Origin of the sequence: Nonomuraea sp. CA-141351, assembly GCF_050944675.1 — a bacterium.
Taxonomy (GTDB): domain Bacteria; phylum Actinomycetota; class Actinomycetes; order Streptosporangiales; family Streptosporangiaceae; genus Nonomuraea.
In genome coordinates this window covers 6,425,275-6,439,915 of sequence record NZ_CP191982.1, presented here as the reverse complement: position 1 = coordinate 6,439,915, position 14,641 = coordinate 6,425,275, and the positions used below count along the sequence as shown (strand labels likewise).

General features: G+C 70.2%; 15 protein-coding genes. 4 read left to right on the top strand and 11 right to left on the bottom strand.

The window, feature by feature from the left end:
- Positions 1–45: 45 nt before the first annotated feature.
- Positions 46–1,011, bottom strand: coding sequence for an aldo/keto reductase (locus ACQPWU_RS30520; protein WP_433427550.1), 966 nt, complete (start codon positions 1,009–1,011; stop codon positions 46–48).
- 186 nt (positions 1,012–1,197) lie between these two features.
- Between ACQPWU_RS30520 and ACQPWU_RS30515 the strand changes: the two genes are divergently transcribed.
- Positions 1,198–1,845, top strand: a complete 648-nt coding sequence (locus ACQPWU_RS30515; RefSeq protein WP_433427547.1) for a TetR/AcrR family transcriptional regulator — start codon at positions 1,198–1,200, stop codon at positions 1,843–1,845.
- Positions 1,846–1,988: 143 nt separating this feature from the next.
- On the opposite strand, the gene ACQPWU_RS30510 is transcribed toward ACQPWU_RS30515, so the two are convergent.
- The 7 genes from ACQPWU_RS30510 to ACQPWU_RS30480 all read right to left on the bottom strand — a co-directional run bounded on the left by ACQPWU_RS30510 (position 1,989) and on the right by ACQPWU_RS30480 (position 8,849).
- The gene (locus tag ACQPWU_RS30510) at positions 1,989–3,971 is read right to left on the bottom strand and encodes a hypothetical protein (protein ID WP_433427545.1); all 1,983 of its coding nucleotides are present in this window, start codon (positions 3,969–3,971) and stop codon (positions 1,989–1,991) included.
- Between the two features lie 170 nt (positions 3,972–4,141).
- Positions 4,142–4,411, bottom strand: coding sequence for a TetR family transcriptional regulator C-terminal domain-containing protein (locus tag ACQPWU_RS30505; RefSeq protein WP_433427544.1), 270 nt, complete (start codon positions 4,409–4,411; stop codon positions 4,142–4,144).
- A gap of 143 nt (positions 4,412–4,554) precedes the next feature.
- Positions 4,555–5,232 carry a hypothetical protein gene (locus tag ACQPWU_RS30500; protein ID WP_433427542.1) on the bottom strand — a complete coding sequence of 226 codons (678 nt, stop codon included), beginning with the start codon at positions 5,230–5,232 and terminating at the stop codon, positions 4,555–4,557.
- The gene (locus ACQPWU_RS30495) at positions 5,223–6,665 is read right to left on the bottom strand and encodes a hypothetical protein (RefSeq protein WP_433427540.1); all 1,443 of its coding nucleotides are present in this window, start codon (positions 6,663–6,665) and stop codon (positions 5,223–5,225) included. Before ACQPWU_RS30495 ends, ACQPWU_RS30500 begins: the two co-directional genes overlap by 10 nt.
- Positions 6,662–7,498, bottom strand: a complete 837-nt coding sequence (locus ACQPWU_RS30490; RefSeq protein WP_433427537.1) for an ABC transporter ATP-binding protein — start codon at positions 7,496–7,498, stop codon at positions 6,662–6,664. The genes ACQPWU_RS30495 and ACQPWU_RS30490 overlap by 4 nt, the downstream gene beginning before the upstream one ends.
- Complete coding sequence (locus ACQPWU_RS30485; RefSeq protein WP_433427534.1) at positions 7,495–8,280, bottom strand: zf-HC2 domain-containing protein; 786 nt, start codon at positions 8,278–8,280, stop codon at positions 7,495–7,497. The genes ACQPWU_RS30490 and ACQPWU_RS30485 overlap by 4 nt, the downstream gene beginning before the upstream one ends.
- Positions 8,277–8,849, bottom strand: coding sequence for an RNA polymerase sigma factor (locus ACQPWU_RS30480; RefSeq protein ID WP_433427531.1), 573 nt, complete (start codon positions 8,847–8,849; stop codon positions 8,277–8,279). Before ACQPWU_RS30480 ends, ACQPWU_RS30485 begins: the two co-directional genes overlap by 4 nt.
- Positions 8,850–8,965: 116 nt before the next feature.
- On the opposite strand from ACQPWU_RS30480, the gene ACQPWU_RS30475 reads away from it, so the two are divergent.
- On the top strand, positions 8,966–9,886 hold the full coding sequence (locus ACQPWU_RS30475; RefSeq protein ID WP_433427530.1) for a hypothetical protein: 921 nt from the start codon (positions 8,966–8,968) through the stop codon (positions 9,884–9,886).
- Between the two features lie 170 nt (positions 9,887–10,056).
- Here ACQPWU_RS30475 and ACQPWU_RS30470 read toward each other — a convergent pair whose 3' ends face one another.
- Positions 10,057–11,097, bottom strand: a complete 1,041-nt coding sequence (locus ACQPWU_RS30470) for a hypothetical protein (protein ID WP_433427527.1) — start codon at positions 11,095–11,097, stop codon at positions 10,057–10,059.
- Between the two features lie 442 nt (positions 11,098–11,539).
- On the opposite strand from ACQPWU_RS30470, the gene ACQPWU_RS30465 reads away from it, so the two are divergent.
- Both ACQPWU_RS30465 and ACQPWU_RS30460 read left to right on the top strand, forming a co-directional pair.
- Entirely contained in the window at positions 11,540–12,064 is a 525-nt protein-coding gene (locus ACQPWU_RS30465) for an RNA polymerase sigma factor (RefSeq protein ID WP_433427524.1), read from the top strand.
- Positions 12,061–12,558 (top strand): hypothetical protein, encoded by a 498-nt coding sequence (locus ACQPWU_RS30460; protein WP_433427522.1) that lies wholly within the window; start codon positions 12,061–12,063, stop codon positions 12,556–12,558. The genes ACQPWU_RS30465 and ACQPWU_RS30460 overlap by 4 nt, the downstream gene beginning before the upstream one ends.
- Before the next feature lie 216 nt (positions 12,559–12,774).
- On the opposite strand, the gene ACQPWU_RS30455 is transcribed toward ACQPWU_RS30460, so the two are convergent.
- Together ACQPWU_RS30455 and ACQPWU_RS30450 are read right to left on the bottom strand one after the other, a co-directional pair.
- Positions 12,775–13,419, bottom strand: a complete 645-nt coding sequence (locus tag ACQPWU_RS30455; RefSeq protein ID WP_433427520.1) for a sulfatase-like hydrolase/transferase — start codon at positions 13,417–13,419, stop codon at positions 12,775–12,777.
- A gap of 171 nt (positions 13,420–13,590) precedes the next feature.
- Positions 13,591–14,493 (bottom strand): hypothetical protein, encoded by a 903-nt coding sequence (locus tag ACQPWU_RS30450; RefSeq protein ID WP_433427518.1) that lies wholly within the window; start codon positions 14,491–14,493, stop codon positions 13,591–13,593.
- Positions 14,494–14,641: the final 148 nt, after the last annotated feature.

Sequence of the window (14,641 nt, the reverse complement as noted above, 5' to 3'; positions counted from 1 at the left end):
TGTTCTGTTCTGGGATCTCGTGCGGGGGGCGATGCGGGGGTGCGGTCAGGCGGCGGCGCGTTCGTCGAGCGGCCGGCGGCGCAGGCGTGCGCGCTCGATGGCGGCTGGCTTGTAGGCCATGTCGAGCGTGCCGACATCGGTGCCGGGTGGCACGATCTCGTCGATCCGGTCGAGGATCTCGTCGGTGAGCGTGACGTCGAGGCCGGCGAGAAGGTCGTCGAGGTGCTCCATGGTGCGCGGCCCGATGATCGCGCTGGTCACACCGGGATGAGCGATCGCGAACGCCATCGCGAGGTGCGTCATCGGCAAGCCCGCCTCTTCGGCGAGCGGAATGATCTGTTCGACGGCATCGAGCCGACGCTCGTCACTGAGGTGCTTGAAATAGGCGACGCGGCGGAGGTCGGTCTGCTGACCCTTGCGGATGCGCCCGGTGAGCAGTCCCTGCGCGAGAGGGCTCCACACCAGCGTGCCCATCCCGAAGCGCTGGGCGACGGGCAGCACCTCGGCTTCGATGCCGCGGTTGAGGATCGAGTAGGTCGGTTGTTCGGTGCGGAACCGTTCCAGGCCGCGCCGCTCAGCCACCCACTGGGCTTCGACGATGTCGGAGGCGGGCATCGTGGACGACCCGATCATTCGGACTTTACCGCTGTGGATCAGGTCCGAGAGCGCCGAAAGCGTCTCCTCGATGTCGGTGTCGGGGTCCGGCCGGTGGATTTGGTAGAGGTCGAGGTGGTCGGTCTGCAGGCGACGCAGCGAGTTCTCGACCGCGGTCATGATCCAGCGCCGGGAGTTGCCTCGCTGATTGGGATCATCTCCCATCGGGAGATGCAGCTTGGTCGCAAGGACGACGTCGTCGCGACGCCCCTTGAGCGCCTTTCCCACGATCTCTTCTGACTCGCCGTGGGAGTACGCGTCGGCGGTGTCCACGAAGTTGATCCCCGCGTCCAGGGCCTTGTGGATGATCTTGATTGAGTCGTCGTGGTCGGGGTTGCCGACGGCCCCGAACGTCATGGCGCCGAGCGCGTAGGGGCTGACCTTGATGCCGGTCCGGCCGAGGGTGCGGTACTGCATGCGGTTCTCCTGAGGTTGCGGTCGAGATGTGGTCGGCGTCCGTGGATGCCGTATCCTGGACCGAAGCGGAACGTCTTTCCGGAACTATACGGAAAGGCTTTCCGGTTATGCAAGCGAAGGAGTGTCGTGACCGAGAACACGGCGCCGACCGGAGCCGACTCGACCGGCTCCCCGGGTCCGGGCGCACCCGAACGCGCGCCGCGTCGGCTGCGCGCCGACGCGCAACGCAACATCGACTCCCTGCTTGAGGCAGCCAAGGCCGTTTTCGCCACGTCGGGCGTGGACGCGCCCGCCAAGGAGATCGCCGATCTGGCCGGTGTCGGAGTCGGAACGCTGTACCGGCACTTCCCGCAGCGCTCAGACCTGGTCAAGGCCGTGTTTCAGCGCGAGGTGGATGCCTGTGCCGACGCGGCCCCGGTGCTGACCGCGGCGCACGAGCCAGGAGTGGCACTCGCGATGTGGCTCTTCCGCTACACCGAGTTCCTCGCGACCAAACGAGGACTCGCTACAGCCCTTCACTCGGGCGATCCGGCCTTCGACGCCCTGCCCGGCTACTTCATGCAGCGACTCGGACCGACCCTCGGGTCACTGCTCGAAGCCGCGACAACCAGCGGCGAGATCCGTGCCGACATCAGCCCCAAAGACCTCCTGTACGCCGTCGCCAATCTGTGCCTGCCGGTGGCCGACGAGGGAGTCGCCTACAGCCGGCGCATGGTCGCGCTCCTCGTCGACGGACTACGCTACGGCGCCGATACGAGCCGGCCCTGCTCCTGAATTTGAACGAGCCAGGGCCCGGTGAGGCGACGGCGAGCGCGGCGGTGCAGGCAAGGATCCCGCCGGGGCCCCGCTGGTCGGGCTCTCACCCAAGAGCCTGAACGCGAGCCATCAGGTGCCGAGCTGAAGGCTTCTGGCCGGGGCTATTGGCGGGAGAGCGCGCGAGTGAGGCCTGCCAGGATGGTCGTTGCGAGGATCCACCCCGCAGTGATCATCGCGGCGGCGAGCCACTGCTGTAAGCCTCGCGGGCCGAAGGCGGCCTCCTGCCCGAAGCCGATGATCGGGAGGAGCAGGTCCAAGGTGTAGAGGAAGGCGTTGAAGGGGGGCGCCTCGCCTGGCTTCAGGGCCGGTGGGTGGTGGACGGTGAAAACGACCGTGCCTATGAGGAGAAGGGCTGCGAGCCAGAGCGCGGCACGGAACGAGCGGTAGCCATACCCAACCGTCCAGTCCTGCAGGTACCCCCAAAGCCGCGCCCCGAGCCGTTGCCCCGTCCGACGGCGACGCTGTTTGGCCAGCAGCACGTCCCGGGCGGCCTCATCGTGACCATGCCTGCGGTAGACGGTGGCCAACTGCTCATATGGCTGGGGCTGGTATGCCTCCTTGGCCAGCCAGTCGAGACGCTCCTGGACAGGCAGGGGAGCCTCAAGGCTGTCGTAGGTGAAGCCATTCATCAGAAGTCGAGCCGGCCACCGGCCAGGAACGTCATCGAGCACGCCGACTCGGGTGTGGCGAAGGTCGACGGCGCGGAGAAGTACGGTCTCAGGCCCGATCTTCAGCGAAGCCGCTTCGACGCCACGTAGGTTAAGGTCACCGTCGATGGTGGTCTCCGCGAAGCACAGCATGGCGGCGATCCGGGAATTTCTGATCGAGAGGGCTCCCTTCGCCGTGAAGCCTTCGCAGCAGTCGACGCCACCGCCCACGGTCACCTCCCACAGGGCCAGAACCCGCCCCCCGGGATTACTGAGGACAGCGCCGTGAAACTCCAAGCTGCCCTCGACCCTGGCGCCGATGAGCACGATCTCCCCGTCGGCACTGAAGCCCTCGCTACAGCTGAGCCTGCCGGTGACCCCCAGCCGCCGCAGTGACAGCGCCGTCGCGCCCGGGTTGGACAGTCTCCCGCCGTCGACGTTGACCGATCCGCGGACCTGCGTCGAGTCCAGGAAGACCTCTCCGGTCGCCACGAAGCCCGGTGTGGCTCGCAGCCCGCTGCCGATCTCCATGAGCGGCGCGTTCAGTGCGCGTCCTCCCGGATTGACGAGGGTCGCATGAGCGAATGAGAGCGAACCGGCCACGCGGGCTCCCCGCAATTGGACTTCGCCCTCGGCGGTAAAGCCCTCATTAATGAGCAGCCCACCCTCGACGGTGAGCCTTTCCGCATTGAGGGCGATGCCGGAGGGGTTGGACAGCCGGGCTCCGCTGAACACGCACCTGCGTCCCACCCGGGCATCCTGCACGCTCAGCTCGCCGTACGAGCGGAAGCCATGACCACACAGCAACCCGCCGTCGATGACAATCGCCTCCGCGGTAAGGCTGTAGCCGCCTGACCGTCCGACCTGCGCGCCATCGAGGATCATCGTCCCGCCGATCTTGGCGCCGGCGATGCCTATCTCGCCGTCGATGACGGCGTTCGCGCACCGAAGATCCCGCTCGACGATCAGGCCGTCGGCGTGGAGGGCCAGATCTGCGTGGATCACCGTACCGCTGAGATCCACTGTCCCGGACACGTGCGCTCCACCGAGCTGAATCGCACCCTCCATCAGGCACCCTTCCAGGCCCAGGCCCCCGCCGATCACGGCGTCTCCAGCCTGCAGTCCGGGCAACCGGCAAGCCGCGAGGTCGACCAGGCCGGTGCGGGCACCGGTGAATACCGGCGCTTCCTCGAAATCGCACTCAGTCAAGATCAGAGGGTGTTGAACCTCGGCGTACGACAGATCCAGCCGGCCAGTGATCCGGGCTCCGGACAGGCGCAGCCCGGGCGTCTGCCCTGGAAGGCGTTCCTGGGCGCCGAGCAGCAGCCTTGCGATGATCGCAGCCCGAACGGGGGACCCGGGAAAATCTACAGAACGCGCTGCGGGAAACGCCTCCCAGAGGGCGAGTTCCGACTCGGAGAGATCCTCGATGACCATAGGGCACTCCCGGAACGTCGCACGCGTCAGTAAGGAGATGGTCCAAGGTCACCACCGGCTTCGCAACCGTGATGCCCTGATCGTCCGCGGCAACCGCCGAGAGTCTCGGCTCGTTGGGCGTGCGGTGCCGGTCGGCGTCGGCCGTTTGCCGGCACTGCCGACCCCGCTGATCACGAATCCGTACCGGCGCTCGCTCGCGGGCGGATCGCGTCGGTGAGGAGGTCGAGCAGGCGATCGGTCTGTTTCTGAGAGGCGCCGGCCGTGATGGAGAGGAACACGCCGACGAGCATCGTGGTGACGTCCTCGGGGTCGGCGTCCGCGCGGAGCGTACCCGCTGCGACACCCTGTTCGAGGATCGTGGCGATCGTGCTGGTGACGCGTTCCCGTGAGGGGGCTGCGATGCGCCCGGAGGCGAAGCAGGCGCGCAGCGTCTCCATCATCCGCGTTTGGTGGCGACGAACGTGGCGTAGCGGCCCATCCAGGCACGGAGCGCTCGTATCACCCGAGGAAGAGCCCAACGACCCGAGATACCCATCGGCCCACATTGCGTGCCGCCAAAGCCACCGCCTGACAGCGCGGCGTGTCAGCGCCGCAGGTCGCGCCCCGCGACGATGAGCCAGAGATACGGCAGGGGCAGCATCGCCAGCCAGAAGAGGTGCGCCTGGTCCCAGTACCCGAACCCGCAGGTCGGTGGCCAGAGCCGGACCTGCTGCGGCAGCAGGATGGTCCCCAGCACCATCGCCAGCTGGACGACCACGGCGGCCATGGCGGCCTGCCGTCCGGGCGCGAACCGGACGGCGTTCGCCGCGGCGGCCAGCGCGATGCCGAGGCAGACGCCCACCTCGATGAGCAGGTCGCCGACCGGGAACAGGACGTCTTCTGGCAGGCGGGTCAGGATGTAGGAGAAGGCGGCCAGCCAGATCGCGATCGCGGCGCCACCGGGCAGCAGGCACCTCAGCGCCTGCCGCACCCATCGGGGGACCGCAGCGGCGCCGAGGTCGGTGGACATGGCATCGACCAGCCCGTAGGCTGCCGCCGCGCCGAGCAACGTGCCACAGATGCGCATGATCACGAGCGCGTTGCCCGCGGGCAGCGCCTCCCCGTACTGCACCAGGCTCACCAGCCCGGCGGTGAACACGGTGACCACGACCAGCGGCGCCCAGTCGATGGCCCGGGCGAGCGGGCGCACCAGCAGGAACGCCACCCGCCGACGCGACGGTGGCGGGGCGTGCACGGCCGCGGCGGGCAGCGTCACAAGCATGGCGTGGCTCCCATCGGTGCGTTGAACGTCCGTTTCAGCCCGAGCAGAGGCAAGGCCTGGTCGATCGTGGTGGTGGGCTTCATGAGCGTGTCCCAGTTGGCCTGGACCTTCTCGCGGGCGCCGGGGGAGGCCAGCAGCAGCTTGGCATAGCCGATCTCGGCCGGGCCCCAGTCCAGGCCGGACAGGCGTCCCCGGTCACGGTCGACGTAGAGTGCCCGCCGGGCCTCGGGAGGGGAGACCTGGCCGATGAGCCAGTGCGCCACCACCGTGCGAGCCTGGCCCTGCACGTTGCAGAGTGCGGCGCGCCGGGAGAGGTTGAAGTGCTTGACGGCCGAGTCGTACAAGCCGGTCGTCCAGAAGGCCACGTCCTCGGCCAGCATCCTGCGCTGGTCGGGATGTCCCCAGCTCATCAGTGGCCGGATCATGCCGGAATCGTCGGTGAAGCTCCAGGTCGGGCTCATCTGCCGTACCTGGGGCGCCCGGGCCCGCAGCGCGGCCGGCAGCGCCGCCACGACCGGCTCGACTGCCTGTTCCCAGAGCGGGATCCACGGTTCGTATCCCGGAAAGGCACAGTAGGTGAGACCCTGCAGCACCGTGCAGCGGTAGGCGCCGGAGCCGAAGTAGCGCTCGCGCACGCGGGAGTCCACGTGGCCGAGGGTCAGCGTCACGCCCGTGGGGAACACCGCCGGTGGCCGGGTGGACGCCGCGGTGGCCCCCGACGGCACCGCGACAGCCAGCGCCACCACCACGGCCGCGGCGGGCGCCGCCCGTACCCGATGTCTGAGCAGCGCGATCCCGCTGAAGACGGCGGCGACGGCGAGCACGTACACCAGGTGGACCGCCGACGGGCGGTCGGGCCAGTCCGGCTGGTGGACCTGCATCACCGGCAGCAGCCAGCGGGCCTGGCCGTTCGTCGGGTTGGTGAAGATGAGGAAGCCGAGCACGGCCACCACCAGCGGCCCGGCGATCAGCCACCGCGCCCAGCGGCCGACGGCCACGCCCAGCGTCGCGGCGAGGACTGCGGCGGCCACCGCCGTCAGCGGCTCCCATAAATCCAGCCTCCCCCCGGCCGGGCCGCTCAGCAGCCGGATCACCAGGTAGCCGCCCATGGCCACCGTCGCCGCAAGCCCCGCGACCAGCGGTGTGGCCAGCAGCAGGGCCCGCGTCCGGTGCTCGGCCCGCCCGGGCAGGCCTGCGAGGCTCTCGGGCATGCCGTGCCGCCCGTCGCGTGAGGTGGCCAGGCTCGCCACGACCAGGACCACCGCGCCGAGGCAGGTGCTCAGACCGGTGGCGTTGATCGGGTCCATCGTGAGGTCGGGCTGCTGGTCCCAGCTGAGGAAGGTCTGCAGCGCCAGCACCAGGACGGTCGCGCCCCACACAAGCGGGTGCCGCACCAGCCTGCGCGTCTCGAACAGGAACAGCCGCCGCGTCACGCCGCCTCCCCGAGCAGCATGAGGTAGCCGTCCTCGACACCGGGCGCGACCGCGTCCGCGGCCGGCGGCCGCGCGCCGAGCGTCCGGTAGCGCCCGTCGGCGGTCCGCCAGAACAGCTCCGCCGTGGCGGGCGGCTCGTCCGACAGCCACACCCGGCCGGCCGCGACGGCCGCGAGCTCGCCGGGCGTGCCGTCGAAGACAGCCCGGCCGTCCCGCAGAACCACCACCCGCTCGCACAACGCGGCGACGTCCTCGGTCTGGTGCGTGGACAACACGACGGTACGACTCTCGCCGAGCCGCGAGACCAGCGCGCGGAACACCATCCGCTGCTCCGGGTCGAGGCCCACGGTCGGCTCGTCGAGAATGAGCAGGTCCGGCTCGCCCAGCAGGGCCTGGGCGAGCGCGAGCCGCTGGCGCATGCCGCCCGACAGCTTGCGCACCTTCGTCCCGGCCTGATCGATGAGGTCTACTTCGGCCAGCACCCGGCGCACCTCGGCGTGCCGGTGCTGGCGGTCGGTCAGCTCCTTGAGGATCGCCACATAATCCACGAGGTCGAAGGCGGTGAAATGTGGGTAGGCGCCGGGGTTCTGCGGGAGGTAGCCGAGCCTGCGCCGCAGCGCGGTCCGCTGCACGCGGTCGGCCGGGTCCAGGCCGTAGGCGTCCACCGCGCCGCCGTCGGGAGCGAGGGTGGTCGCCAGGCAGCGCAGCAGGGTGGTCTTGCCGGCGCCGTTCGGGCCGAGCAGACCGGTCACGCCGGTGCCGAGCGTCAGGTCGAGGCCGTCGAGCGCCCGTTTGGCGCCGTAGGTTTTGGTCAGTTCCTTGATCTGAATCATTTCATACTCACTTTGTAGAAGCGGAACGTCAGCAGGAGGACGGCCACGCCGTACCCGATCTGCGGGGTGGGGCCGAAGACGGCCAGCCAACTGCCGATGAAGCGGCCCGCGCCGATGATGGCCAGCCACACCCCGCCCACGGCGAGGGCGGCCATCGGTACGGGCAGCCGGCTCGACAGGGCCAGGCAGCCCGAGGCGGCGGCCAGCGCGGGCAGTAGCCAGGCGGCGCTCAGCCCGGGCGGCGCGGGCAGCAGCGGCGAGGCGAGCCCGGCCAGCACGACCGACACCGCCAGCACCGCCATGGCCCGGGTCAACAGCAACCGCGGCCCCGACATCGGAGTGGCGGCCACCAGCTCGTGGGCAGAATCGACGCGGGGCCCGTAGGCGAACGCGATGCCCGCCAGCGGCAGCATCGGCGCGACGATCAGGAAAGCGGGCAGCAGCTCGGCCTGCGCGCGCGCGGCCAGCACCGCGAACGCCAGCACCGCCACCACCGAGGCCAGCCAGGCCCGGGTCATCGCCGGCGTCGCCGACAGCAGCCTGGCCAGGTGGTCAGGCACCCCGCTGTGCCGCAGGAACCGCTCTGACAGGCTCGGACGCGGCGTGATCAACTCGGCTTCCAGGCGCGCCCAGGACGTTTCAAGCCAGTCCTTCTCGTACGGCACTGCCGCCCGGCAGTCAGCGCAGTGGCCGAGATGCGCGTCCACGGACATGGCCAGCGCCGGTTCGAGCGTGCCTTCGAGGTAGCGATCGCGGAGGTCATCGGGGATGTGCCAGCTCATGACAGCTCCTCGCGCAACCGGGCCCTGGCCCGCATCGCGCGGGTCTTGACCGTGCCTTCCGGGATGCCAAGGAGACCGGCGGCCTCCTTGGTGGTGAGGCCGTCGAGGACGGTCGCCTCGATGACGGCGCGCAGTTCGGGGGAGAGCCTGGTCAGGGCGGTGCCGAGGTCGCCGTGCTCCACGTTGAGCAGCACCATGTCCTCGGCCGAGGCGATCGGCGAGCTTTCGCCTGGTTCGATGCCGGAACCGATCCAGCGCGCGCCGCGGCCGCGCAGGGCAGAGATCAGGCGGCGGATGGCAATCGTCCACAACCAGCCGGCCGGGTTATCGCCGCGGAAGCCGCCCGCCGAGCGCCACACGGCCAGGAACGTCTCCTGCAGCGCGTCATCGATGGCGTCCACGTCGGCGCAGCGGCGGGCCAACCGGGCGCGCAGCCAGGGAGCGTGGCGCTGGTGGAGGATGCGCAGGGCGACGGTGCTCCGCGCGGCGACGGCGGCGATGAGCTCGGCGTCCGTGCTTTCCGCGGTGACGTCGGGGACCTCGCGCCTCCGGAAGAGAAACGGTCTCACGGTGTATCTATCGCACGGCCCGCACGCGCCGGTTCTCCCGGGTCAGCCCCTTTCGCGATTCGGCCCGCGGAGCCCCTCGCTTCCGCCGCGTCGGTGCACATGGCACAGTCCTCGGTGTGCCGTTGGACGATCTGCCGGACTGGTTGCCGGCTTGGTGTCTGGACCATCTGGGTGGCGAACCCGCCGACGTGCTGTTCCGGCTGCAACACATGTCAATGGTGTTCGGTCTCCGGTTGGTCGATGGTAGGGACGTCGTGGTGAAGACGCGCGCCGATGATGGTCGGGCCGTGTCGTGTGTCGCGGCGCAGGCCCGGTTGGCCGGGCGCGGATTTGCGTGTGCCCGGCCGCTCACGCCAGTGGTCGGTGTCGGTTCGCTGGCCGTGCACGCCGAGGAGTTCCGGCCCGGCGGCGAGGTGTTGGACGGGGACTCGCCGGACGTGGCCGTGCGCTATGCGGAGGTGTTCGCCCAGTTGATGGCCGAACTGGCTGACGTGACGGTCGCGCCGCCGCTGCCGAATCCGCGCTGGGTGCGCTGGGACCACACGGATTCCGGAGTGTGGCCGGCGATCGAGTTCCTCGATGCCCGAGACCAGAGCGCCGTGCCCGCGTACGTCGCTGGCACGGCTGACCGGGCCCGCGGGCGGCTGCTGGCCGTCAGCCTGCCGTGCGTGCTGGGCCACGCCGACTTCGAGGCACAGAACCTCCGGTGGCACGGCCGGGAGGTGTGGGCGGTGCACGACTGGGACAGCCTGGCGTGGCAGCCGGAGGCGGCGCTGGTGGGAGCGGCGAGTGGCGCGTTCGCCAGCGCCAGGCCGCCCACGCTGGCGCCGTTCGAAAGTTCCGAGGCGTTCCTGGTGGCTTATCAGGACATTCGGGGCCGCTTGTTCACGGCCGTGGAGCAGGAGATCGCGTGGGCGGCCAGCTTGTGGCCGGCAGCGCACAACGCCCGATGGGAAGCGCTGCACGGCGACATCCCAGTGTCCGGTAATGCGCTCCGGGCACAAGCAGCCGAACGCCTCCGCCGAGCCAATGCCTAGCACCAGCAGGCGAGTCCGGCGAACGCCTACCCCGTACCGGGCGCCAGTTCCGGATGTGGGTCATGCCAAGTGCGGACGTCGAGCGTGGCAGGCCCAACCGGGCTGCAGGTCAAGAATCACAGTTCGCACGGCACCGGCAGGACCGGCGGCCCCGCACGTCCGCGGGCTGCTCAACTCTTGATCTGCTCGGCGATCTTCTCGTCGATGCAGTCGGCAAGCCGTATTTCAAAGCCGGTGTACTCGCGAATCTCGCCGTTCTCCTCGTACGTTCCTATGCCGTCGCCGAAGCGGCGCCGCACCGCGTCCAGCGCCGGTCCAACCTCGCGGGAGGCCACCAGAGCTGCGGGCGGCATGCCCAGCAGCACATCGAGCAGGAGGCTGAAGCCTTCCGTCTCGTCGTCCTCCAGCACGGCCAGCAGGGCGGGCGCCGCGGCCGTACCGGCCCGCCTGAGGGCGGGCATCAGCCGGTACTTGGTCGACTCGTCACGGAACCAGTGGTCGGCGTCTTCCCGGGTCGGGAAGGGAAACGCGTGCACCGCCGGGACCGCGGCAGCGCCCCGTTCGCCCAGGGCGGCCGAGGTGAGCACAGCGAGGAAGTTGTCGATCTCGGGCAGGCTCGCGATGAGCTCCTCCGTCGTGGACCTGTCCTCGCCGGTGAAGTACGCCGGCAACCGCTCGGCGGAACCGTGGCTGTCGTGACGATCGAACATCAGGTAGAGGGCGGTGGTCTTGCCCTCGTCGATCTCCGCCAGCGCGATCACCGCGGCCTCCCGGGCCGTCTGGTCCGCACCGTTCACGATCAGGTCCGCCAGCGCGTCCACCGCCGTCCCGTGCCAGGCTTCGCCGAGGTCGCCCGAGGCCGGCTCACGGACTGCGGCCACGCTCGCCGGGCCGTCGTCCCAGTGGTGGCGGATGTCGTCGAGCAGGGTCTCCACGTCACCGCCGTCCGTCACCCAGGAGGTACGGCCGACGCGGTGTGGCACGAGCCCGGCATGGCCGGACCAGTGGAGAACGTGGACCTGGCCGCCGCGCCCGCCGATCAGCCAGCACCGCCCGTCGGGCGTACCTGCCACATGGGTCAGCTCCCGGAGGCCGGAGGGCGTGGGGGGCGCGAAGCAGCCGACGGGCCCATGGCCGTGCAGCCGCCAGAGCGCGGCCGTCCCATCCTGGGAAACCGACATCACCAGGTCGGTGCCGGTGGCGAGCGCCAATGCCCGTACACGGCCGCCATGCGCCTGAACGCGCCCGAGGCGGTGCCCCGAGCGCGTTGTTCGGAACGGCGGTGCGGCGTTTTGAGCGGGCTCGGCCAGACGCCGTACGCCATTGCCCCCGCTCGACGACGATCACGCACCACCAGCGGGCTGGGCGGACGGGCCCAGCGTACGTTTTCGTTCTTCCAGTGCCGAGGGCCGCGCCACCGGCTGCGATGTTCGGCACGGTGCGCGCGGATGAGTTCGGCCAAGCGGGCCAGGGCGATGCTTGCCGCCGGTCGATGGTGGCGGGGCGCGTCCCAGGTTCTGCTGGATGGTTCCGGCGGCGTTGCGCTGCTTGCCTCGATGGCCAGAATGAGCCTGGTCGGCTCCGCACGATGATGCGGAAACGGTGAACCTGATCGGCTTCTCGTCCGACTGTGCAGGGTGACGGGAGGATGAGATGACCGATGAGCTGCTGGTGGTGCGCGCCCAGCTGGGTGAGCGGGCGGCACTGGCCGAGCTGGTGGCCCGCTGGCGGGTGCCGGTGTGGACGTACGTGCGGCGCATGCTGGATGCCGAGCGGGCCGACGACGTGAGCCAGGAGGTCTGGCTGGCGGTGGTCCGCGGCCTGCCCCGGCTGCGGGAACCGGGCCGGTTCGCGCCCTGGCTGTTCACGATCGTCCGTCGGTCGGTGATCGACCGCCTGCGCAGCCAGTACGCAGGCGAGGAGGAGGGGCTCGCGCAGGGAGACCTGGCCGTCGAGGACCCGGTCGAGGCCATGGTGGAGCGCGCCGAGCTGGTGAGCGCCCTGTCGGCCCTACCGGTGCTGGAGCGGGAGGTCCTCGTCCTGTTCTACCTGGAAGACCTGCCGGTGGAGGACTGCGCGCAGATCTGCCAGATCCCCGCCGGCACGGTCAAGTCCCGGCTCAACCGGGCCCGTCGCCTGCTGCGTGAGCACCTGGAGGAGAAGGGGTATCGGCCATGACCGAGGAGGAACCGCGCCTGTCGGCGCAGGAGATGATCGAGCGGCTGGAGCGGTCGCTGTCGCCGAGCAGGCGTGTCCGGGCGGTGGCGGCGCTGGTGGCCGGGCTTGCCGGAGCGGTGTTCGTGGCCGCGTTGTGGTGGAGCGAACCGGGCCCGCTGCCTGGCCGTACGCATCTGGCGTTCGGGCTGTTCACCGTGTTCTGCCTGGCGTGGGCCGGCTACGGCGGGTGGCTGCTGACACGCCGGGTGCCGTTGTTCGCGGCCGATCGGTTGATCGCCGCCTGGATCGGCCTGATCGCCTCCGCCGCCACGGCCGCGCTGGTGGTCGTCGTCACCGTCCAGCGCGGCACCGGTCTGGGGCTTGCGCTGGCGGTCGGGGGCCTGTTCGTCGCGGTGGCGCTGGCGCTGCTAGTACGGGCCCATGCCCGTCGTGCGGCGCTGCTGCGCCGCCTGCGCGAGCTGACCGGCGAGGAGATCAGCGGGGACGAGGGGTGAAAGCGCGGGAGACCCGTGAGCTCGGCAGGCACCGGCCGTCACGGACCGCGCCCTGGCCGACCGAGCTCGGGGGTGCGCGCGGCCGCGCCACGGGTCGGCTCTCCGGCCGCCGCTCGGCTGGACCCGTTGGAGCCGCGTCCTAAGGCCGGCGTCCCGGCCAGAACCAGCAGATGCTGCGCGTCTCTCTGTCCGCGTTTCCAGGCCGGGTTCTCCAGGTCAGAGCCGGGCCGCGGTCCAGCAGTCCGGCGCGCCGGGCTTCCCGCACCCCGCCGGCGCGTCGAGGACCCTGCCCAGGTCGGAGGTCCTGGCGTTGCCGGGGTCGTTGGACTCCTGGTTCGGATTCGCCACCGTGTCGTAGTACTCGGGCCTCGCCTCGCCCTCGTACACCACGTACAGCTCTCCGGCGGTGCGCACCTCCGCGTAACTGGGCGGCTGCGAATCCCCGCCTGAAGGGGCTCGGCGTCCGGGTCCGGCTCGCCCGGCGCGGCCGGGTTGGGCTTGACGTGCTCGATCAGCGCCATCTTCTGCCATGTCGAGGAAGGTGGCGAACAGGTCGACGTGCTGGGCGATGGCGCCGGTCACCAGGTAGCCGTGCCGTCCCGCCGTAGGCCGTTTGACCAGCGGCGGCACCCGGACTTCGTGGTCGTGGGCGGTGGACTTGCCGCGTACGAGGCGGTGCTGGCCGAGGTGGAAGCCGTTGTCGCTGGTGAACACCACGTACGTGTTGCGCTTCTCGGCGTCCGTCAGCGTGGAAAGGACGCGCGCCACCATGTCGTCCACCGACTGCACCATGCGGATCCGGTCGCGGAAGTCCTTGCGCAGCTCCTTGACCAGCGCGGGGGCGAGCGGGGCGCGACGCACCCAGGAGGGCTTGTCGGCGGATCGACCCGCCTTGGCAGGCCCGCTCGGATTTCGCTATCGCCCGCCGCTTCAGGGAGCCGGCCCGAGAGCACTTCGGCGTCCGCCGCGAGATCCCGGCCACGGGGGGTCCCGGCAGTAATGGATACGGCCGAAGCTACGCGGGCCCCCTCTTCAAGATCGAGGTTGCGGGGTGGTGACGTAGCAGGGCGGCAGGGGCGCTGGAACTACTGCGGCCGGATCCAGGATGGCCCGATGCTTGCCCGTGTACGGGGGACAGCGATAGTCGCGGCTGATGCGGATCTCGGCCACTCGCGGGGCGAGGCGGTAGGTCGCGAAGGGCATGGTGCACTCACTGTGACCGTCCTCCCAGCGCAGCCACACCACGTCATCCTTGCGCGGGTTGACCATGGCCGGCGTGTCGCGGCTGTCGTTGAGGGATTGATAGCCGTCGGTGATGTCGCGGAACCGGCCGGTCTGCCCGCGATCATAGAAGCAGACGTACGGCGAATCACACCGGTTGGGATCTTCGCCGCGGACCAAGGGGATTCCCTTATCGGCCGGCCATAGGAACAGGGTCACAACCGTGGCGATCAGCGTGCCCGCCACGAGCCCGGACAGGCCGACCAGCACGATGCGGGCGCGGGCCGGCCGCGCGGGCATCGGCTCGGAGGCGTGAACCGAGGGCGTTGTCTCCTTGGCCGGCTGGCTGCCGGACTCAAGGTCACCAGGGCTGGCTATTCGCCGCCAGGCGTCCTGCCAACGGGCGATTTCAGTCTCGATCTCCTCGGGTGACAGGTCGCAGGCGGCGAGGCACGCCGCTACGTAGGCTTCGACGAAGACCAGCCGCGGCAGGCCGGGCAGCCCTCGTCCGTTGAGGATGTAGGACACGGTGCTCGGTGGCAGGGCATCCGACTGGTGGCCATCGGGGGTGGTCGAGCGGCCGGCCAGGTGGCGCAAGCGGCGCAGTGAGGGCCGTCCCGCCCAGATCCTGAGCCGGTCGAGTACGTCGACGAATTCCCGGGCGCTGCCTGCCGATGCCGGATCTGGCGGAGGCGAGGTCACCGCGTCGCCCATCTGAAGACCACCTTCCTAAGGGGAATGAGACGGTCGGCTGGTCCTCTTGGCGTTTTACGCCCGACGTGCAAGATCGGTCAATTGTGTCCAATTGTGTTGCGTCGCTTGTTAGACACCTGTCTGCCCAGGTGAGCTGGCCGTGCCCGGT